General features: G+C 42.3%; 24 protein-coding genes. 18 read left to right on the forward strand and 6 right to left on the reverse strand.

The features are described from left to right. Positions 1-80: 80 nt before the first annotated feature. From TZ90_RS09095 to yidD, 13 genes are all read left to right on the forward strand, one after another. Positions 81-1,058, forward strand: coding sequence for an ABC transporter substrate-binding protein (locus TZ90_RS09095; protein ID WP_045612776.1), 978 nt, complete (start codon positions 81-83; stop codon positions 1,056-1,058). Positions 1,059-1,069: 11 nt separating this feature from the next. After that, on the forward strand, positions 1,070-1,963 hold the full coding sequence (locus TZ90_RS09100) for an ABC transporter permease (protein ID WP_045612777.1): 894 nt from the start codon (positions 1,070-1,072) through the stop codon (positions 1,961-1,963). A 12-nt stretch (positions 1,964-1,975) separates the two neighbouring features. Beyond that, complete coding sequence (locus TZ90_RS09105; RefSeq protein ID WP_000157661.1) at positions 1,976-2,779, forward strand: ABC transporter ATP-binding protein; 804 nt, start codon at positions 1,976-1,978, stop codon at positions 2,777-2,779. A gap of 325 nt (positions 2,780-3,104) precedes the next feature. After that, positions 3,105-3,353: a YneF family protein gene (locus TZ90_RS09115; protein ID WP_000364990.1), complete on the forward strand. Its 249-nt coding sequence runs from the start codon at positions 3,105-3,107 to the stop codon at positions 3,351-3,353. A gap of 200 nt (positions 3,354-3,553) precedes the next feature. Further along, positions 3,554-4,348: a glutamate racemase gene (racE, locus tag TZ90_RS09120; RefSeq protein WP_045612779.1), complete on the forward strand. Its 795-nt coding sequence runs from the start codon at positions 3,554-3,556 to the stop codon at positions 4,346-4,348. Further along, positions 4,345-5,316, forward strand: coding sequence for a nucleoside-triphosphate diphosphatase (locus TZ90_RS09125; protein ID WP_000182446.1), 972 nt, complete (start codon positions 4,345-4,347; stop codon positions 5,314-5,316). The genes racE and TZ90_RS09125 overlap by 4 nt, the downstream gene beginning before the upstream one ends. Then, complete coding sequence (locus TZ90_RS09130) at positions 5,292-5,813, forward strand: metallophosphoesterase (RefSeq protein ID WP_045612780.1); 522 nt, start codon at positions 5,292-5,294, stop codon at positions 5,811-5,813. The genes TZ90_RS09125 and TZ90_RS09130 overlap by 25 nt, the downstream gene beginning before the upstream one ends. Continuing rightward, positions 5,810-6,271: a cyclic-di-AMP-binding protein CbpB gene (gene cbpB / locus TZ90_RS09135; RefSeq protein ID WP_020903098.1), complete on the forward strand. Its 462-nt coding sequence runs from the start codon at positions 5,810-5,812 to the stop codon at positions 6,269-6,271. The genes TZ90_RS09130 and cbpB overlap by 4 nt, the downstream gene beginning before the upstream one ends. After that, positions 6,268-7,002: a site-specific tyrosine recombinase XerD gene (gene xerD, locus TZ90_RS09140; protein WP_282184345.1), complete on the forward strand. Its 735-nt coding sequence runs from the start codon at positions 6,268-6,270 to the stop codon at positions 7,000-7,002. Before cbpB ends, xerD begins: the two co-directional genes overlap by 4 nt. Next, on the forward strand, positions 7,002-7,730 hold the full coding sequence (locus TZ90_RS09145) for a segregation/condensation protein A (RefSeq protein WP_045612782.1): 729 nt from the start codon (positions 7,002-7,004) through the stop codon (positions 7,728-7,730). Before xerD ends, TZ90_RS09145 begins: the two co-directional genes overlap by 1 nt. 18 nt (positions 7,731-7,748) lie before the next feature. Beyond that, positions 7,749-8,318, forward strand: coding sequence for an SMC-Scp complex subunit ScpB (scpB, locus tag TZ90_RS09150; RefSeq protein WP_045612783.1), 570 nt, complete (start codon positions 7,749-7,751; stop codon positions 8,316-8,318). Beyond that, positions 8,305-9,027, forward strand: a complete 723-nt coding sequence (locus tag TZ90_RS09155; RefSeq protein WP_001222228.1) for a pseudouridine synthase — start codon at positions 8,305-8,307, stop codon at positions 9,025-9,027. Before scpB ends, TZ90_RS09155 begins: the two co-directional genes overlap by 14 nt. Next, positions 9,027-9,269, forward strand: coding sequence for a membrane protein insertion efficiency factor YidD (gene yidD / locus TZ90_RS09160; RefSeq protein ID WP_045612784.1), 243 nt, complete (start codon positions 9,027-9,029; stop codon positions 9,267-9,269). Before TZ90_RS09155 ends, yidD begins: the two co-directional genes overlap by 1 nt. Before the next feature lie 110 nt (positions 9,270-9,379). Here yidD and TZ90_RS09165 read toward each other — a convergent pair whose 3' ends face one another. The 5 genes from TZ90_RS09165 to galE all read right to left on the reverse strand — a co-directional run bounded on the left by TZ90_RS09165 (position 9,380) and on the right by galE (position 14,239). Beyond that, on the reverse strand, positions 9,380-10,345 hold the full coding sequence (locus TZ90_RS09165) for a siderophore ABC transporter substrate-binding protein (RefSeq protein WP_045612785.1): 966 nt from the start codon (positions 10,343-10,345) through the stop codon (positions 9,380-9,382). 97 nt (positions 10,346-10,442) lie between these two features. After that, positions 10,443-11,195 carry an iron ABC transporter ATP-binding protein gene (locus tag TZ90_RS09170; protein ID WP_045612786.1) on the reverse strand — a complete coding sequence of 251 codons (753 nt, stop codon included), beginning with the start codon at positions 11,193-11,195 and terminating at the stop codon, positions 10,443-10,445. Beyond that, on the reverse strand, positions 11,192-12,148 hold the full coding sequence (locus TZ90_RS09175) for an iron chelate uptake ABC transporter family permease subunit (protein ID WP_045612787.1): 957 nt from the start codon (positions 12,146-12,148) through the stop codon (positions 11,192-11,194). Before TZ90_RS09175 ends, TZ90_RS09170 begins: the two co-directional genes overlap by 4 nt. Beyond that, positions 12,138-13,097, reverse strand: coding sequence for an ABC transporter permease (locus TZ90_RS09180; protein ID WP_045612788.1), 960 nt, complete (start codon positions 13,095-13,097; stop codon positions 12,138-12,140). Before TZ90_RS09180 ends, TZ90_RS09175 begins: the two co-directional genes overlap by 11 nt. 143 nt (positions 13,098-13,240) lie before the next feature. Then, entirely contained in the window at positions 13,241-14,239 is a 999-nt protein-coding gene (gene galE, locus TZ90_RS09185; RefSeq protein ID WP_045612789.1) for a UDP-glucose 4-epimerase GalE, read from the reverse strand. A gap of 293 nt (positions 14,240-14,532) precedes the next feature. Here galE and pepA point away from each other — a divergent pair, with 293 nt between their 5' ends. After that, a complete protein-coding gene (pepA, locus tag TZ90_RS09190; RefSeq protein ID WP_033684763.1) occupies positions 14,533-15,597 on the forward strand; it encodes a glutamyl aminopeptidase in 1,065 nt (354 codons plus the stop codon). Positions 15,598-15,618: 21 nt separating this feature from the next. Then, complete coding sequence (locus TZ90_RS09195) at positions 15,619-15,915, forward strand: bacteriocin immunity family protein (protein WP_004260989.1); 297 nt, start codon at positions 15,619-15,621, stop codon at positions 15,913-15,915. A gap of 96 nt (positions 15,916-16,011) precedes the next feature. Here TZ90_RS09195 and TZ90_RS09200 read toward each other — a convergent pair whose 3' ends face one another. Next, complete coding sequence (locus TZ90_RS09200; RefSeq protein WP_000026621.1) at positions 16,012-17,643, reverse strand: Na/Pi cotransporter family protein; 1,632 nt, start codon at positions 17,641-17,643, stop codon at positions 16,012-16,014. A 239-nt stretch (positions 17,644-17,882) separates the two neighbouring features. Here TZ90_RS09200 and TZ90_RS09205 point away from each other — a divergent pair, with 239 nt between their 5' ends. From TZ90_RS09205 to glnR, 3 genes are all read left to right on the forward strand, one after another. Further along, a complete protein-coding gene (locus TZ90_RS09205) occupies positions 17,883-19,079 on the forward strand; it encodes a phosphoglycerate kinase (protein ID WP_045612790.1) in 1,197 nt (398 codons plus the stop codon). A 134-nt stretch (positions 19,080-19,213) separates the two neighbouring features. Beyond that, positions 19,214-19,741 (forward strand): FUSC family protein, encoded by a 528-nt coding sequence (locus TZ90_RS09210; RefSeq protein ID WP_000119914.1) that lies wholly within the window; start codon positions 19,214-19,216, stop codon positions 19,739-19,741. A gap of 76 nt (positions 19,742-19,817) precedes the next feature. After that, positions 19,818-20,174 (forward strand): transcriptional repressor GlnR, encoded by a 357-nt coding sequence (glnR, locus tag TZ90_RS09215; protein WP_000659548.1) that lies wholly within the window; start codon positions 19,818-19,820, stop codon positions 20,172-20,174. Positions 20,175-20,195: the final 21 nt, after the last annotated feature.

Genomic DNA, 20,195 nt, shown 5'->3' on the forward strand with positions numbered 1-20,195 from the left:
TTGTTAGCTTATTTCAAGCATCCGTTTAGATATTATCTAGGCGGTTTTTTGTTTTATCTTTTCTGAGAAGGAGTTTCATTATGAAAGTTGTTCGAAAATTACTAGCCCCTCTCTTGATAGTGGGGATTCTCTTGACCTCTCTGATTAGTTTGCATCAGTTGAAGGCAGATAAGAAAAAAGATGTGTTTCGTATCGGTATTTCGCAATTTATTACCCACCAGTCCTTAGACGCTACTAGAGAAGGGTTTGTGGATGAGCTTGCCAAGCAAGGCTATGCTGAAGGGAAAAATATCGAGATTGATTTGCAAAATGCACAGGGAGAACAACGAAACCTAAAAACGATTTCCCAGCAACTAGCAGAATCTAGTGATGTCGTTCTAGCTATCGCAACGCCTTCTGCTCAGAGCTTGGCTAATACAACACAAACGACACCGGTTATCTTTTCAGCTGTAACAGACCCTGTCAGTGCCAAGTTGGTAGAGTCAAGAGAGCATCCTGGGGGCAATGTAACTGGGACAAGTGACCAGTCATCAGATGCCATTTCAACCCAAATCAATTTGATAAAGAAAGTGTTGCCAAAAGCTAAAACGATTGGAATTCTCTATACTCAGAGCGAGCCAAACTCAGTTGTCCAAAAGGATGAAGCTAAGCGCCTTCTGGAAGAAAAAGGCTTTACCGTTGTTGAAAAAACAATCTTGGACAGTAACAACGTCAAGGCGGCAGCAGAGAGTTTGATGGCAGAGGTGGATATGGTTTTTGTACCAACGGATAATATCATTTCATCAACCATGGAAACAGTCAAGCAGGTTTCTATTAAACACAAGGTTCCAGTATTCGGTGGTTCAACAGAAATGGTTGCGGTTGGTGGCTTGTATAACTACGGAACCAATTATGAAGAATTGGGACGTCAGACAGCACGAATGCTGGTTCGTGTTTTAAAAGGTGAGAATCCAGAAAATATAGCAGTTGAGTTGCCAGAAAAACTGGAATTGCATACCAATCAAGAAATGGCAGATGCACTAGGAATTGATATTAGTAAGTTAGAAGGCAAGGAATAAGGAGGTTTAAGATGAATTTTGTGTTATCTAGTTTATCAGAAGGTTTGTTGTGGTCGATTATGGCGATTGGGGTCTACTTGACTTTCCGTATTTTGGATATTGCGGATATGACTGCTGAAGGAGCCTTTCCACTGGGGGCAGCTGTCGTTGTATCTCAGATACAGGCAGGGACAAATCCTTGGATTGCGACTTTACTTGCTTTGCTGGCAGGTATGGTAGCAGGTCTTGTATCAGGAATGCTCCACACCAAGATGAAAATTCCAGCCCTCTTGACAGGGATTGTGACCTTGACAGGGCTTTATTCAATCAATATTAAAATCATGGGAAGTGTGCCCAATCTTTCCTTGGGAGATTCTTCGACTGTCTTTAAACAGTTGGCTAGCTTGGGATTGACAAATGAAGAAGCTGTTTTCTCATTCAGTTTGGCCTGTCTCTTACTTGTTTGTTTGGTCTTGAATCTTTTGATGAAAACAGAGATTGGCTTGGTCTTGCGTTCGACTGGGGACAATATTCCTATGAGTGAGGCCAATGGGGTCAATGTAGACACCATGAAGATTGTTGGTTACATGATTTCAAATGGTTTGATTGCCCTATGTGGTTCCTTGTTTGCCCAAAATGATGGATTTTCAGATGTGACTTCTGGAACAGGAACCATTGTTGTTGGTTTGAGTGCAGTCATTATTGCGGAAGTATTGATACATGACTTGACCATTGGAGGTCGCCTGTTATCCATCGGAATTGGTGCAATTGTTTACCGTTTGATTATTTTAAATATCTATGAAATTCCAAATCTAGATCAAAACTTGGTACGTCTCTTTAATGCAATTTTGCTCGCTTTAGTTTTATTTGCACCAGAATTGCAAAAGAGATTAAAGATTCGTGGTCTGAAATTGAGAAATGAATAGGAGGAGAAAGTTATGGCAAGTTTGTTAACACTTGAAAATATTCACAAAACATTTGAAGCTGGGACGGTCAATGAGAACCATGTCCTCAAAGGATTAGATTTAGAGGTTGAAGAGGGAGATTTTATCTCTGTAATCGGTGGAAATGGAGCAGGGAAATCCACTTTGATGAATATCTTGGCTGGCAATCTATCGGTGGATGAAGGGGACCTTTTATTGGCAGGCAAATCCATTAAAAATCTGAGTGTAAGAAAGAGAGCCAAGGATATTGCCCGTGTTTTTCAAGATCCTAAGATGGGAACAGCTTCTCGTTTGACGATTGAGGAGAATATGGCTATTGCCTTGAGACGCGGGCAGAAGAGAGGGCTTGGCTGGGGTGTGAAGGAGAAGGACAGAATCCAGTTCCAAGAGGCCTTGAAGGAGTTGAATATTGGTCTTGAAAACCGCTTAAAAGTAGATACTCAATATCTCTCAGGAGGACAAAGACAGGCCTTGACCCTAGTCATGGCAGCTTTGGTGAAACCCAAACTTTTGCTTTTGGATGAACATACTGCGGCACTTGACCCGAAAACGAGTCAAATGGTGATGGATTTGACGCAAAAGATTGTGGAACACCATCAGTTGACGACTTTGATGATTACCCATGATATGAACCATGCGATTGAGTATGGTAATCGTCTCATTATGCTCTATCAAGGCAAGATAGTGGTGGATGTTAAGGGAGAGGAGAAAAAGCATCTGACAGTTGAAGATCTCATGCATCTCTTCCAGAAAAATAGTGGCCAAAGTCTAGTTAGTGATGAATTAGTTTTGGGATAAAGAAAAAGGCTGAGATCTAGTGTCTCAGTCTTTTATTAGTACAAATGGATAGGTAGAAATATGAAATTGATACTCTTCTAAAATCTCTTCAAACCGTGTTAGCACTATCTGCAACCTTAAAACAGTGCTTTGAGCAACCTGCGGCTAGCTTCCTAGTTTGCTCTTTGATTTTCATTGAGTATAAACTCAGTAAGGAGCCCTCTTTTGCAGAAAAGCAGGCTTCTTTTTGCTGTCTATTCCATCTCTGAAAGCGTAAAACAAACTGGTCAGGGTGGCTAGTTTGTGGTATAATGAAAGAGACTCAAAAAGAAACAGGAGAAATATGATGGATTTACTATTAGCAATTGTATTGATTGTGCTAGCTTTTCTAGGAGGAGCTCTTGGAGGAATGTACTTGGTTCGTAAGCAAATTGAAAAAGAATTCGCTGACAACCCACGTTTGAATGCTGAAGCAGTTCGTACTCTTTTGAGTGCAAATGGTCAAAAACCAAGCGAAGCTAAGGTACAACAAGTTTACCACCAAATCATCCGCCAACAAAAGGCAGCCCTTGCTAACAATAAAAAGAAAAAATAAATAAGGAAAAGTCTGGGATGAAAGTTCCAGACTTCTCACTATGTTGGCTAAGGGTTTAGGGATGAGACTTTTTCCTTGCATTCTATTGATATTTGATTATGATTAAGAGAGATAGTTATTGATTAGGCTGTCATTCGGTTCATAAAGATAAATAATCATAATGAACTATCAATCAGAAAAAAGACTAGAAAGAAGACTGTATGGATAATCGACCAATTGGTTTTTTGGATTCGGGTGTCGGGGGCTTGACCGTTGTGCGCGAGCTCATGCGCCAGCTTCCCCATGAAGAAATCGTCTATATTGGAGATTCGGCGCGGGCGCCCTATGGTCCCCGTCCTGCTGAGCAAATTCGTGAATATACTTGGCAGTTGGTCAACTTTCTTTTGACCAAGGATGTCAAAATGATTGTCATTGCTTGTAATACAGCGACTGCGGTCGTCTGGGAAGAAATCAAGGCTCAACTAGATATTCCTGTCCTAGGTGTGATTTTGCCAGGAGCTTCGGCAGCTATCAAGTCTAGTCAAGGTGGGAAAATCGGAGTCATTGGAACGCCTATGACGGTACAATCTGACATCTACCGACAGAAAATCCATGATTTGGATCCGGACTTACAGGTGAAGAGTTTGGCCTGTCCCAAGTTTGCTCCCTTGGTGGAGTCTGGGGCTCTGTCAACCAGTGTCACTAAGAAAGTAGTTTATGAAACCCTACGTCCCTTGGTTGGAAAGGTGGATAGCCTGATTTTGGGTTGTACCCATTATCCACTCCTCAGACCCATTATTCAAAATGTCATGGGACCCAAGGTTCAGCTCATCGATAGTGGGGCAGAGTGCGTACGGGATATCTCAGTCTTACTTAATTATTTTGAAATCAATCGTGGTCGCGATGCCGGACCACTCCATCACCGTTTTTATACAACAGCCAGCAGCCAAAGTTTTGCACAAATTGGTGAAGAATGGCTGGAAAAAGAGATTCATGTGGAGCATGTAGAATTATGACAAATAAAATTTATGAATACAAGGATGAACAGGACTGGTATGTCGGGTCCTATGGTATTTTTGGTGGCGTCCGGACGTTGACGGATGATGACTTGGATTTTCCTCTATTGGAGTTTGCCCAAAGATTTCGAGATGAGGATCGAGGTTTTCCTGTTTCTGTTACTGTTTTACGCTATGGTTCTCTCTACCGTTTATTGTCTTTTGTGGTAGATATCCTCAACCAAGAAATGGGACGAAATGTGGAAGTCATCCAACGTCAGGGGGCTTTACTCTTGGTTGAAAATGGGCAACTCCTGCATGTGGAATTGCCTAAAGAAGGGGTCAATGTTCATGATTTCTTTGAGACAAGCAAAGTTAGAGAAACCTTATTGATTGCGACTCGTAACGAGGGCAAGACCAAGGAATTCCGAGCTATCTTTGACAAGCTAGGCTACGATGTGGAAAATCTCAATGACTATCCTGACTTGCCTGAAGTAGCTGAAACAGGCATGACCTTCGAAGAAAATGCCCGTCTCAAGGCAGAAACTATTTCTCAATTAACGGGCAAGATGGTTTTGGCAGATGACTCAGGTCTCAAAGTCGATGTCCTTGGTGGCTTGCCAGGTGTCTGGTCAGCTCGTTTCGCAGGAGTGGGAGCTACTGACCGTGAAAACAATGCCAAACTCTTGCACGAATTGGCCATGGTCTTTGAACTCAAGGACCGCTCGGCTCAATTCCATACAACCCTAGTCGTAGCCAGTCCAAACAAGGAAAGCTTGGTTGTTGAAGCAGACTGGCCTGGCTACATTAACTTTGAACCTAAAGGTGAAAATGGCTTTGGCTATGACCCTCTCTTCCTTGTAGGAGAGACAGGCAAGTCATCAGCTGAATTAACCCTTGAAGAAAAAAATAGTCAATCTCACCGTGCCTTAGCCGTTAAGAAACTTTTGGAGGTATTTCCATCATGGCAAAGCAAACCATCATTGTAATGAGCGATTCCCATGGCGATAGCTTGATTGTGGAAGAAATCCGTGATCGCTATGTGGGCAAAGTTGACGCCGTTTTTCATAACGGCGATTCTGAACTGCGTCCGGATTCTCCCCTTTGGGAAGGCATCCGCGTTGTTAAAGGGAACATGGACTTCTACGCTGGCTACCCAGAACGGTTGGTGACTGAGCTTGGTTCGATCAAGATTATCCAAACTCATGGACATTTGTTTGACATTAATTTCAATTTTCAAAAGTTAGACTACTGGGCTCAGGAAGAAGAGGCCGATATCTGTCTTTATGGTCACTTGCATGTGCCAAATGCTTGGATGGAAGGAAAGACTCTTTTTCTAAATCCAGGTTCCATCAGTCAACCACGTGGGACCATCAGAGAATGTCTCTATGCTCGTGTGGAGATTGATGATAGTTATTTTAAAGTGGACTTTTTGACACGAGACCATGAGGTGTATCCGGGCTTGTCCAAGGAGTTTAGCCGATGATTGCCAAGGAGTTTGAGACTTTCTTGTTGGGGCAAGAAGAAACTTTTTTGACTCCTGCTAAAAATCTAGCTGTGTTGATTGATACTCACAATGCGGATCACGCGACCCTCTTGCTCAGTCAGATGACCTATACCCGTGTTCCTGTTGTGACAGATGAAAAACAGTTTGTTGGGACGATTGGGCTCAGAGATATTATGGCTTATCAGATGGAGCATGACTTGAGTCAAGAAATCATGGCAGATACGGATATCGTTCATATGACGAGAACGGACGTAGCGGTCGTCTCGCCTGATTTTACCATTACGGAGGTCTTGCACAAGCTGGTAGATGAGTCTTTCTTACCGGTTGTGGATGCGTCTGGTATTTTCCAAGGGATTATTACGCGCAAGTCTATCCTCAAGGCAGTCAATGCCCTCTTGCATGATTTTAGTAAGGAATATGAGATTCGATGCAAATGAGAGATAGGATTTCAGCCTTTTTAGAGGAAAAGCAGGGCTTATCTGCCAATTCCAAGCAGTCCTATAAGTATGATTTGGAGCAATTTTTAGACATAGTGGGCGAGCGGATTTCGGAGACCAGTCTCAAGATTTACCAAGCCCAGCTAGCTAATCTAAAGATCAGCGCCCAGAAGCGAAAGATTTCGGCCTGTAACCAATTTCTCTACTTTCTCTATCAAAAAGGAGAAGTGGATAACTTTTATCGTTTGGAATTAGCTAAACAAGCTGAAAAGAAGACCTCAAAACCAGAACTGTTAAACCTAGACTCTTTTTGGCAGGAAAGTAATTATCCAGAGGGGCGTTTACTGGCTCTTCTTAACTTAGAATTGGGACTCTTGCCGAGTGAGATTTTGGCTCTCAAGGTTGCGGACATCAATCTGGATTTTCAGGTGTTGCGAATCAAGAAGGCTTCCCAACAGAGAATTGTCAGCATTCCCACAACCTTGCTTTCAGAGTTGGAACCCTTGATGGGACAGGCCTATCTCTTTGAAAGGGGAGGGAAAGTCTATTCTCGTCAGTGGGCCTTTCGTCAGCTAGAGTCCTTTGTCAAGGAGAAAGGTTTTCCAGCCTTATCAGCCCAAGCCCTACGGGAACAGTTCATTCTAAGACAAATAGAAAACAAGGTCGATTTGTACGAAATTGCAAAAAAATTAGGATTAAAAACAGTCCTGACCTTAGAAAAATATAGATAATGGATATTAAATTAAAAGATTTTGAAGGGCCTCTGGACTTACTTTTGCACCTTGTTTCTAAGTACCAGATGGATATCTACGATGTACCCATTACGGAAGTCATCGAACAGTATCTAGCTTATGTCTCAACCCTGCAGGCTATGCGTCTGGAAGTGACGGGTGAGTATATGGTCATGGCCAGTCAGCTCATGCTGATTAAGAGCCGCAAACTCCTTCCAAAGGTAGCAGAAGTGACAGACTTGGAGGATGACCTGGAGCAGGATCTTCTCTCTCAAATCGAAGAATACCGCAAGTTCAAGCTCTTGGGTGAGCACTTGGAAGCCAAGCACCAAGAACGGGCCCAGCACTATTCCAAAGCGCCTACAGAGTTGATTTACGAAGATGCGGAGCTTGTGCATGACAAGACGACCATTGACCTCTTTTTGGCTTTTTCAAATATCCTAGCCAAGAAAAAAGAGGAGTTTGCACAGAATCACACGACTATCTTGCGGGATGAGTATAAGATTGAGGACATGATGGTTATCGTGAAAGAGTCCTTGACTGGACAAGATCAATTGCGCTTGCAGGATTTGTTTAAGGAAGCCCAGAATCTCCAAGAGGTCATCACCCTCTTTTTGGCAACCCTAGAGTTAATCAAAACCCAGGAGCTGATTCTTGTGCAAGAGGAAAGTTTCGGAGATATTTATCTCATGGAAAAGAAGGAAGAAAGTCAAGTGGCCCAAAGCTAGACTTGATAGAGAGGAAAGATGAGTACTTTAGCAAAAATAGAAGCGCTCTTGTTTGTAGCGGGTGAAGATGGGATTAGAGTCCGCCAGTTAGCTGAACTCCTCTCTCTGCCACCGACAGGCATCCAACAGAGTTTAGAAAAATTAGTCCAGAAGTATGAAAAGGATCCAGATTCCAGTTTGGCTCTGATTGAGACAGGGGGCGCTTATAGATTGGTGACCAAGCCTCAATTTGCAGAGATTTTGAAGGAATACTCTAAGGCACCTATCAACCAGAGTTTATCTCGGGCTGCCCTTGAGACCTTGTCCATCATTGCCTACAAACAGCCCATCACACGGATAGAGATTGATGCCATCCGTGGTGTCAACTCGAGTGGGGCTTTAGCAAAGTTGCAGGCTTTTAATCTAATCAAAGAAGACGGGAAAAAAGAAGTGTTGGGGCGCCCCAACCTCTATGTGACTACAGATTATTTCCTAGATTACATGGGGATTAACCATTTGGAAGAATTACCAGTGATTGATGAGCTTGAGATTCAAGCCCAAGAAAGCCAATTATTTGGTGAAAGGATAGAAGAAGATGAGAATCAATAAGTATATTGCCCACGCAGGTGTGGCCAGTAGGAGAAAAGCAGAAGAGCTGATCAAGCAAGGTTTGGTGACGGTTAACGGCCAAGTGGTACGTGAACTAGCAACCACTATCAAGTCAGGTGACAAGGTCGAAGTAGAAGGCCAACCCATCTACAACGAAGAAAAGGTCTACTATCTGCTTAACAAACCACGCGGTGTCATTTCCAGCGTGACAGATGACAAGGGCCGCAAGACTGTTGTCGACCTCTTGCCCAACGTGAAAGAGCGCATCTACCCTGTAGGTCGTTTGGACTGGGATACATCAGGAGTCTTGATTTTGACCAATGATGGGGATTTTACGGATGAAATGATTCACCCTCGTAATGAGATTGACAAGGTTTATGTCGCGCGTGTTAAAGGTGTGGCCAATAAGGATAATCTCCGCCCCTTGACCCGTGGACTTGAGATTGATGGCAAGAAAACCAAGCCGGCTGTCTATGAGATTCTCAAAGTGGATCCAGTCAAAAACCGCTCTGTGGTGCAGTTGACTATCCATGAAGGGCGTAACCACCAGGTTAAAAAGATGTTTGAAGCTGTCGGTCTTCAAGTGGACAAGTTGTCACGGACCCGTTTTGGACATCTAGACTTGACAGGACTCCGTCCAGGAGAATCCCGTCGTCTTAATAAAAAAGAAATCAGCCAACTACACACCATGGCTGTAACCAAGAAATAATGAAACGAATTTTAATAGCGCCTGTGCGCTTTTACCAACGTTTTATCTCGCCAGCCTTTCCACCCTCTTGTCGCTTTGATCCGACTTGTTCCAACTACATGATTCAGGCTATTGAAAAACATGGCTTCAAGGGTGTTTTGATGGGCTTGGCTCGGATTTTACGTTGCCATCCCTGGTCGAAAACAGGCAAGGACCCCGTCCCAGACTATTTTTCACTCAAACGGAATCAAGAAGAAAAATGAGGCTGGGTAAAAATATTTTAGTGAAATGATAAAAACGCATCCTATCAGGTTTGAGTGAGCTTGCTAGGATGCGTTTTATCATGTAAAGATATTATTGAGTTTAAAGTAGCTTATTTCAAGGCTTTTTGTGCGTCTTCAATCATGAGTTTGGTTGATTCAAGTCCGCCTCCGCTTAGATACCAGAGGTCTGGTGTTAGTTGGATAATCTTACCATTTTTAGCGGCAGGAGTTTCAGCGATAAGGGCATTTTCTAGGACACCGTCGTTGCTAGAGTTGTCCCCACCGATGGCAAGGGTACGGTTGATGACAAAGAGGATGTCAGGATTGATTTCTTTGACACTTTCAAAACTGACTTCTTGTCCGTGGCGAGAGTCTTCAAATTGAGTGTCAGTTGGCTTGAATTTCAAGGTTTGGTACAAGAAAGAGAAACGAGATTGGGCACCAAAGGCTGCCATTTTTCCCTCGTTGAGGAGGATGGCAAGGGCTTTTTTGTCAGAACTTTCGTTTTTAGTAGCGACTTCTTGGATACTCTTGTCTAGCTTAGCCAATTCTTCCTTGGCTTTCTGTGTGCCAGTTTCACCAAAGGCACTTGCTAAAGATTCGATATTAGCCTTGGTAGAAGTCCAGTAGTCGTCCTTGCTTGCTTGGAAGAGAATAGTCGGAGCGATTTCGTTGAACTTATCTACGAATTTTTGGGTACGTGGTGAAGCGATAATTAGGTCTGGTTCAAGAGCAGCAAGGGCTTCTAGGTCTGGCTCAACCATAGAACCAACATTTTTAACTTTTCCAGCTAGGTCTTTAAGATAAGTCGGAACAGTTTTTGTAGGCATTCCGACGATATTCTTTTCAAAACCTAAAGCGCGAATAGTATCCGCAGCACCGAGGTCAAAGGTCACAATCTTTTCAGGGACTTTTGAAAGTGTGACTACACCTAGTGAACTTTTAATGGTTACCTCTGTTGGAGCAGAGCTACTTGACTCCGTCTTACTAGTGCTTGAGTTTGTACTACATGCACCAAGTAGGAGCAAGAAGCTGGCCGCTAGGGCAGTGAGATAAAATTTAAGGGATGTTTTCATGATTTCTCCTTTTTAAAATATGATAACGATGTAGGGGGCTCTTAGATAGGCTTGTTAGCTAAGAGACAGAGGGTTTTCTAACATGAGTTCAGAATAGCTAGCTATAGATACAGATCTTTTTGCCATTGATATCAGCTAGCGTGATGGGAATCTCATAGAGTTGACTGAGCAGGTCAGACTGCATGATTTGATTTGTCGTTCCCTTGCTAAAGACTTGACCGTCCTTGAAGGCGACAATTTCATCTGCATACTGACTGGCCATGTTGATATCGTGGAGGACGATGATAATGGTCTTGCCGAGTTCCTCCACCAGTCTCTGAAGAATCTGCATCATGCTAACGCTTTGCTTGATATCAAGATTGTTGAGCGGTTCGTCCAGCAAGATAAAGTCCGTATCCTGAGCCAGTACCATAGCTATAAAGACGCGTTGTAGTTGTCCCCCAGACAGGCTATCGATGTAGCGGTCTTTTAAGTTGGTCAGTTCCAGATAGTCCAGAGTTTCTTGAATTTTTTCCCAGTCTTCTGGTCTCAGTCTACCACGACTGTAAGGAAAACGTCCAAAACTGACCAGTTCTTCAACAGTCAATTTGGCTTGGTAATTGATTTTCTGTTTTAGGATGGTTAGTTCTTGGGCCAGTTCTTGCGAATTCCAGCTCTCGATTTCACGTCCTTTGATACTAAGAATTCCCTGATCTTTCTTGGTTAGTCTGCTCATGATGGAGAGGAGAGTCGATTTTCCAGCACCATTTGGACCAATGAAGGCTGTCAGTTTCTGAGGACTGACTTCAAGCGTAATACCTTGCAAAATATCCTGTTTTTGAATGGATTTGTCAATGTTTTCCAGTTTCACCGACGCGCCCTCCTGTATAGTAAGATAAAGAATAAGAGACCACCTACGCTCTCGATGATCATGCTGATGCGAATTTCCAGTGCAAAGACTCGTTCAATGAGAGCTTGTCCCAAGGTCAAACTAATAAATCCAACCAGAATGGCCACTATAAAGAGTAACTTATGTCGATAGTCTTTGACGATTAGGTAGGTGAGGTTGGCCAACATAAAACCGAAGAAGGCCATAGGTCCTACCAGGGCAGTGGCCGTTGAAGTTAAAAGCACGATGCCCCAGAGGAGTTCTTTCTGTTCTTTTTCAACATCGATTCCTAGTATCTGAGCCGTTTCTCTTTGCAGATGCAAGACATCCAGAATGACTGCTTTCCGAAAGAAAAAGATGGTCAAAGCAAGGATAATCAGAGAACCAATGGCTAGGATGGAAGTGTTGAGATGTTGAAAGGAGGCAAAAAGACTGTTTTGCAGTTTATCGTATTCGTTTGGATCCATCAGTACCTGAAGGAAGGTACTGATATTTCGAAAGAGACTTCCGAGGGCTAGACAGATTAGTAGGATGAAGACCAGATCTTGCTTCATCAGTGTCTTCAAGTAGCCTTGTAAGGCAAGAAAGAAGAGGGATTGAAGCAGAAGCAAAACTAGGAATTCTAAGATGGGAGACTTCCCGAGTTGAAGAAACTTACTTTCAAAAACCAGTAGTAGAGTTTGCAGTAGGACGTAGAAGGATTCAATTCCCAAAATACTTGGCGTCAGGAAGCGATTTTCCGTCAGGGTTTGAAAACTAATGGTCGAAATCCCAGTCGCGATAGCTACCAAGATATAAACGACAATTTTTTGGGAACGCAACTTCCAGGTAAAGCCAGACAGGTGGGTGATGGGCCAAAAATAGAGGAGACAAGCTCCGATGGCCAGAATAATGAGAAGGCAGAGGAGCTTGGTATGTTTGCTTTTAAACTGCATCTTTTCGTCCCCCTCTCCATAGAAGTAGGATAAAGACGAGGCTACCAATGATTCCTAGTAGAAGACTGACAGACAGCTCATAGGGCCGAATCAGAATTCGGGATAGGATATCGCAAGCCAGAACTAGATTAGCACCGACTAGTGCGACTATGAGTTTGGTTTGACTTAGGTTATCTCCATAGTGCTTGCGAACAAGATTGGGAACAATAACTCCGAGGAAAGGTAAGCCACCCACGGTAATCATGGTGACACTAGTCGTTAGCGCCACCAGAAAGAGGGCTAGTTTTTCAAGTAGGGAGTAGGAAATCCCCAAACTTTCGCTAGTTTCTTTTCCTAGATTCATGATGGTAAAGGTTTGGGATAATTTCCAAACGGCTATCAGGATAATGAGGCCTAAGAAGAGCCACTCATACTGATGAGTCTGAATCATGGAGAAGGAGCCCTGAGTCCAAGCTGTCATACTCTGAACCAGATTGAAACGATAGGCGATAACTTCTGTCACAGAACCGATAATTCCACTATAGATGATCCCAATCAGAGGCAACATCCACCTTTCCTTTACGGTAAAAATGGTCATAAAGGCTAGGAAGAAGAGGGTGAATATGATGGATGAAACAAAAGCGAAGAGCATCTTTTGGGTCAGACTAGCCGACGGAAAGACAAAGAGGCTCAGCACCATTCCCAGTTTGGCGGCTTCAGTGGTTCCAACTGTACTCGGAGCAGCAAACTGATTTTGAGTGACAGTCTGCATGAGAAGTCCTGCCATACTCATACTAGAGGCGGTCAGGAGAATGCTAATGGTCCTTGGAAGACGGGACTCTTGAAAGAGAAGCCAGGTCTGCTGGTCGAAAGCAAAGAGCTTTCCCCATGAAAAATCACTGGTCCCAATGCTAATAGAGAGAAAGACTAGGAGTAGAAGTAAGCCAATTAAATAATGAGAAAGTTTCATACCCCGTCCTTTCATGTAGATTTGGTATCGAAAGATACCTGCGGATATTACTGTAACATGATTTCTTTAATCTGTCAATAAATTTTCTGACAATTTAACAAATAAGACAAGGAGAGAGCGCCAAGGCTTTCTCCTTTGTTATCCTATTCCAAAATGTTTTTGCCTTCTTTAACACGCCAATGATAATCCGATAAAATAATATCTTCGAGGGAGTAGCTAGCCTTCCAATCAAGATATTTTTTAGCTTTTGATGCGTCTGCTAGGACGCTGGCTGGGTCCCCAGCACGGCGAGCAACAATTTCGTGTGGTATTTTTTGATTCAGTAGTTCTTCAGCAGTTTTAAAGATTTCTTTGACGGTATAGCCTTTTTCAGTTCCTAAGTTAAAGATTTGAGAAGAACTGTTTTCTTGAAATAGGTAGTTCATTCCTTTAACATGAGCCTGTGCAAGGTCCAAGACATGAATGTAATCTCGAATACATGAACCATCACGTGTATCGTAGTCATCTCCAAATATTTTCAGGCTATCATTTTGTCCCAATGCGGTTTTGTTGATATTGGGAATGATGTGAGTTGGATTTTTCACACGCAGGCCGTTTGAAGCATCCATTTCAGCCCCAGCAACATTAAAGTAACGGAAAATGACATATTTCCAGTCGTAGCGATTAGCCATCCAGTAAATCATTCGTTCGCCCATCAGTTTTGTCTCTGCATAAGGATTGACAGGATCGAGCAGGGTATCTTCAGTTGCTGGCTTGTCAATACAGTTATTACCATAGAGGGATGCAGTAGAAGAGAACATGATTTTTTGAATGCCAACTTCAGATAAGACTTTGAGAACTTGGTTCATACCAGCAACATTGGCAGTGAAGTATTTACTTGGATTTTCAATACTTTCGCTCACAACAATCTCACCCGCACAATGCAGAACAGCGTCAATCTTGTTTTCTTCCAAGTAAGCTTTTAGGGCACTAGCATCATAAACATCCAGTTGTTTAAAGCTAACACGACTATCTACAGCCGAACGATTTCCTGTAGAGAGATTATCTAGAACATGTACCTGATAGCCAGCATTTAAAAGAGCTTTAACGGTATGGGAGCCAATGTAGCCAGCTCCACCTGTAACAAGAATTGTTTTGGTCATGATTTTTTCCTTTTCCTAGTTTTCTACTATTTTAAAGAAATAAGAAGGCGAAGTCAACCGTTTTCTGTAATTTTCGTGAAAATGTAAAAAATATATCATTGAATTATTTTTTTGTTTGGGAATTAATAGTTTGATTGGTCTTGGAATAGTTCTTAGATTTCACCTCACATGCAAGAAAATACAAGCTTTTTCTAAGATACAGTAAGACTAAGATACTAATTTAGAAATCCACCTTCCCGCTATCCTTCTCCTATAAAAAGTGGTAAAATGGATGAAAGAAAGAAGGAACTGAAATGACAACATTATTTTCAAAAATCAAAGAAGTAACAGAACTTGCTGCGGTCTCAGGTCATGAAGCACCTGTCCGTGCTTATCTTCGTGAAAAGTTGACACCGCACGTGGATGAAGTGGTGACAGATGGTTTGGGTGGTATTTTCGGGATTAAACATTCAGAAGCTGCAGATGCACCGCGCGTCTTGGTCGCTTCTCATATGGACGAAGTTGGTTTTATGGTCAGCGAGATTAAGCCAGACGGTACCTTCCGTGTCGTAGAAATCGGTGGCTGGAACCCCATGGTGGTTAGCAGCCAACGTTTCAAACTCTTGACTCGTGATGGTCATGAAATTCCTGTGATTTCAGGATCTGTTCCGCCACATTTGACTCGTGGTAAGGGCGGACCAACCATGCCTGCTATTGCAGATATCGTCTTTGATGGTGGTTTTGCGGATAAGGCTGAGGCAGAAAGCTTTGGCATCCGTCCTGGCGACACCATTGTTCCAGATAGTTCTGCAATCTTGACAGCCAATGAAAAAAATATCATCTCAAAAGCTTGGGACAACCGCTACGGTGTTCTTATGGTTAGCGAGTTGGCGGAAGCTCTGTCAGGTCAAAAACTCGGGAATGAACTCTATCTTGGCTCTAACGTCCAAGAAGAGGTTGGTCTTCGTGGTGCTCATACATCTACAACTAAGTTTGACCCAGAAGTCTTCCTCGCAGTTGACTGTTCACCAGCTGGTGATGTCTACGGTGGTCAAGGTAAGATTGGAGATGGAACCTTGATTCGTTTCTATGATCCAGGTCACTTGCTTCTCCCAGGTATGAAGGATTTCCTTTTGACAACTGCTGAAGAAGCTGGAATCAAGTATCAATACTACTGTGGTAAAGGCGGAACAGACGCTGGCGCAGCTCATCTGAAAAATGGTGGTGTCCCATCTACAACTATCGGTGTCTGCGCTCGTTATATCCACTCTCACCAAACCCTCTATGCTATGGATGACTTCCTAGAAGCTCAAGCTTTCTTACAAGCCTTGGTGAAGAAATTGGATCGTTCAACAGTTGATTTGATTAAAAATTATTAAACCATAAGGGAGGTGGTAGGGATGGTAGAACCAAACCTAGAAAGCCTTGTGAAAGATCTTTACAATCATGCTCGACATGATTTGAGTGAAGATTTAGTTGCTGCTCTCCTAGAGACTGCTAAAAAACTGCCTACTACAAATGAGCAATTGCTGGCAGTTCGTCTCTCAGGCCTGGTCAATCGTGAATTGCTCCTAAATCCCAAACATCCGGCACCTGAGTTGCTCAACTTGGCTCGCTTTATCAAAAGAGAAGAAGCCAAGTACAGGGGAACTGCAGCTTCTGCGCTTATGTACGGGGAGCTCTTTAAAATGCTTTGATTCCATTGTGAATCAAAGCATTTTTCTATATGGTAGAAGAGCAATTCTTGATTAGGAGAAGAAAAAGCCATCCCATTTAGGATAGCTTCTTGGTTCTTAGATTTGTTCAGCGATGACCTTTTCAGCTAGATTCATAGCGTGATCAGACACACGAGTGTAGTGGGAAATGATGTCGATAAAGTTGACCCCAGCTTGTGTTGAACACTCGCCCTTGTTGAGGCGCTTGATGTGGGTCTTTCTGAGAACACGTTCCATATTGTTGATTTCTTTATGGCGGTCAATCAGACTTTGAGCTTTTTCAATATCATTGTTTTCTACACTATCAAGGGCATCCTTGATAAAGCCAGTAGTTTTTTGATAGATATCAGCCAATTCCTGCAAAGCAGCTTCAGAGAACTCAACATTTTTACGTTGAAGGTAGTCAGTTAGATTGATTAGGGCTTCTGCGTGGTCCCCAATCCGTTCCAAATCACGGGATGAATCCAGGATGTTGGTGAGCACTTCGCTTTCTTTCTGGCTAAGGGCTTCACTTGAAAGAGTAATAAGGTAACGAGTCAATTTTTCATCAATGGTATTGATGGCTTCTTCTGTCTTGTGGCCTTTTTCAGCTACCTTTTCATTAAGGTCAATGATGTAGTTGTATGAAAGGTCAAAGGCTTTAGAAGCATAATTTCCCAAGTGAAGGAGTTCTTTTTTGGCATTTCCGAGAGCGATTGATGGAGCTTGTTTAATCAAATGCTCATCAAGATAAAGTGGCTCGTACTTGACAACTTCATCTTCACCAGGGATGAGCTTGGTTACAAAGTAGGCCAAGGCTCCGATGAATGGAAATTGGATAATAGTATTTGTGATATTAAAGGTTCCGTGGGCGAAGGCAATGGTCATTTCTGGAGCCAGATTGAGTGTAGATTCAAACCATTGAATCAAGCCAGTGAAAGGTACAAGGAAGACAATACAGATAACCGTACCAATCACGTTAAAGGCGACATGGGCACCAGCAACACGTTTGGCAGCGATATTAGCTCCAAGAGAAGCAATAATAGCTGTAATGGTCGTTCCGATATTATCACCAAACAAGACTGGTAGGGCACCTTGTAGATCAATCAAACCACTTGCGTAAAGATTCTGTAGGATACCGATAGTTGCGGAAGAAGCTTGAATGAGTAGGGTTAGTCCAGTTCCGACAAAGACACCTAGAATAGGACTCTTGCTTAGTTCAACCATATAGTCTCTAAAGACTTGCAGGTCTTTTAGAGGTTCCATTGCACCGCTCATAAGATTGAGAGCGAAGAAGATACCACCTACACCAAAAATGATACGTCCGATGTTATTGATAGAGCGATTCTTGGTGAAGAAGAGACAAATCGCTCCGATGAAAAGCATTGGTAAGGCATAATCTCCTAGCTTAAAACCGATGATAAAGGATGTAACGGTAGTTCCAATATTGGCACCCATGACAATACCGATAGCTTGACGCAAGGTCAAAAGTCCTGCGCTGACTAGCCCCACTGTAATGACTGTGACACCAGAACTTGACTGAATTAGCGCCGTCATACCGATACCAACTAGCACACCGAAGAACGGATTGCTGGTATATTTGTCAATGTAAAACCGAAGGCGATCTCCAGCAGCTTGTTGCAAACCGTCTCCCATGGTCTTGATACTATATAAGAATAGTCCCAGACCACCTAAAAAGTGAAATAAAATTTCCTGCCAATTAATGGACATTTCTTTTTCCTCCGAAAAATAATAACGGAATTTCTCCTATTCTATTTTAAAGGATAAAAGTAAATCTAACAAGTGTTAAGCTAAGATTTTAGAAAGAAAATTCGTTAGAAAAAGCAAAAATAATATACTCTAGGATGTCACAAAGATTAAATATCGAAAAATCTTGTGAAATCTTTCCTTATATTTCCAAAGTGTGATATAATAGTTTCGAATAAAATAAATAAAGGGGTTTTTGTAACATGGCAAAACTTACTGTTAAAGACGTTGACTTGAAAGGTAAAAAAGTCCTCGTTCGTGTTGACTTCAACGTACCATTGAAAGATGGCGTAATCACTAACGACAACCGTATCACAGCAGCTCTTCCAACTATTAAGTACATCATCGAACAAGGTGGACGTGCAATTCTTTTCTCTCACCTTGGACGTGTGAAAGAAGAAGCTGATAAAGCTGGTAAATCACTTGCTCCTGTAGCAGCAGACTTGGCAGCTAAATTGGGCCAAGACGTTGTTTTCCCAGGTGTCACTCGTGGTGCTGAATTGGAAGCAGCTATCAACGCTCTTGAAGATGGACAAGTTCTCTTGGTTGAAAACACTCGTTACGAAGATGTTGATGGCAAGAAAGAATCTAAAAACGATCCTGAACTTGGTAAATATTGGGCATCACTTGGAGATAGTATCTTCGTAAACGATGCATTCGGTACAGCTCACCGTGCACACGCATCTAACGTTGGTATCTCAGCAAACGTTGAAAAAGCAGTTGCTGGTTTCCTTCTTGAAAACGAAATCGCCTACATCCAAGAAGCAGTTGAAACTCCAGAACGTCCATTCGTGGCTATCCTTGGTGGTTCAAAAGTTTCAGACAAGATTGGTGTTATCGAAAACTTGCTTGAAAAAGCTGACAAAGTCCTTATCGGTGGTGGTATGACTTACACATTCTACAAAGCACAAGGTATCGAAATCGGTAACTCACTTGTAGAAGAAGACAAATTGGATGTTGCGAAAGCTCTTCTTGAAAAAGCAAATGGTAAATTGATCTTGCCAGTTGACTCAAAAGAAGCAAACGCATTTGCTGGTTACACAGAAGTGCGTGACACTGAAGGTGAAGCAGTTTCTGAAGGCTTCCTTGGTCTTGACATCGGTCCAAAATCTATCGCTAAATTTGATGAAGCTTTGACTGGTGCGAAAACAGTTGTATGGAACGGACCTATGGGTGTATTTGAAAACCCAGACTTCCAAGCTGGTACAATTGGTGTGATGGACGCTATCGTGAAACAACCAGGAGTTAAATCAATCATTGGTGGTGGTGACTCAGCTGCTGCAGCGATCAATCTTGGACGTGCAGATAAATTCTCATGGATCTCTACTGGTGGTGGAGCATCAATGGAACTTCTCGAAGGTAAAGTTCTTCCAGGACTTGCAGCCTTGACAGAAAAATAAGATTTTATAAACAATCAAAGAAGAGAGGAATGAAAGTTCCTCTTTTCTTTTGCTTAAAATAAAAACGCTTCCTCTCAACTATTACTCATAAAAATCACCGATTTATGATAAAATGGAAATAGAAAGTTGAGATTATGAGTTATTTTAAAAAATATAAATTCGATAAATCCCAGTTCAAACTTGGTATGCGAACCTTTAAAACAGGTATTGCTGTTTTTCTAGTTCTCTTGATTTTTGGCTTTTTTGGCTGGAAAGGTCTTCAAATCGGTGCTTTGACAGCGGTTTTTAGTCTGAGGGAGAGCTTTGATAAGAGTGTTCATTTTGGGACTTCGCGTATTCTAGGAAATAGTATCGGTGGCCTCTATGCCTTGGTTTTCTTCCTAATAAATAGTTTTTTCCACGAAGCCTTTTGGGTAACCTTAGTTGTTGTTCCAATCTGCACCATGTTAACCATTATGACAAATGTAGCCATGAATAACAAAGCAGGGGTTATTGGTGGTGTAGCAGCCATGTTAATCATTACCCTATCGATTCCGAGCGGCGAAACAATTTTGTACGTGTTTGCGCGTGTATCAGAAACTTTCATGGGAGTTTTTGTCGCAATTCTCGTAAATTACGATATTGATCGTATTCGGCTCTTTTTAGAGAAAAAAGAAAAATAATGTTACATTTTATAACATTATCAATTGACGTTTGTCTTTTTTTAGACTATAATAGACAGAAAGAAGGAAATTGTAAATGAAGGAAAAAGAATTTCGCCGAAATATGGCTGTTTTTCCTATCGGCAGTGTTATGAAGTTGACCGATCTATCGGCGCGTCAGATTCGTTATTATGAAGATCAAGAGTTGATTAAGCCTGATCGAAACGAAGGAAACCGTCGCATGTATTCCTTGAATGACATGGATCGTCTGCTTGAAATCAAAGATTATATCTCTGAAGGTTATAATATCGCTGCCATTAAGAAAAAATATGCTGAACGTGAAGCGAAATCCAAGAAAGCGGTTAGTCAGACTGAAGTACGTCGTGCACTTCACAATGAACTCCTCCAACAGGGTCGCTTTGCTTCAGTACGGTCACCTTTTGGTCGCGGTTAGGCAACCGCAAGTAGTCATACA

The sequence above is a fragment of the Streptococcus mitis genome (assembly GCF_000960005.1).
GTDB classification, from domain to species: domain Bacteria; phylum Bacillota; class Bacilli; order Lactobacillales; family Streptococcaceae; genus Streptococcus; species Streptococcus mitis_CK.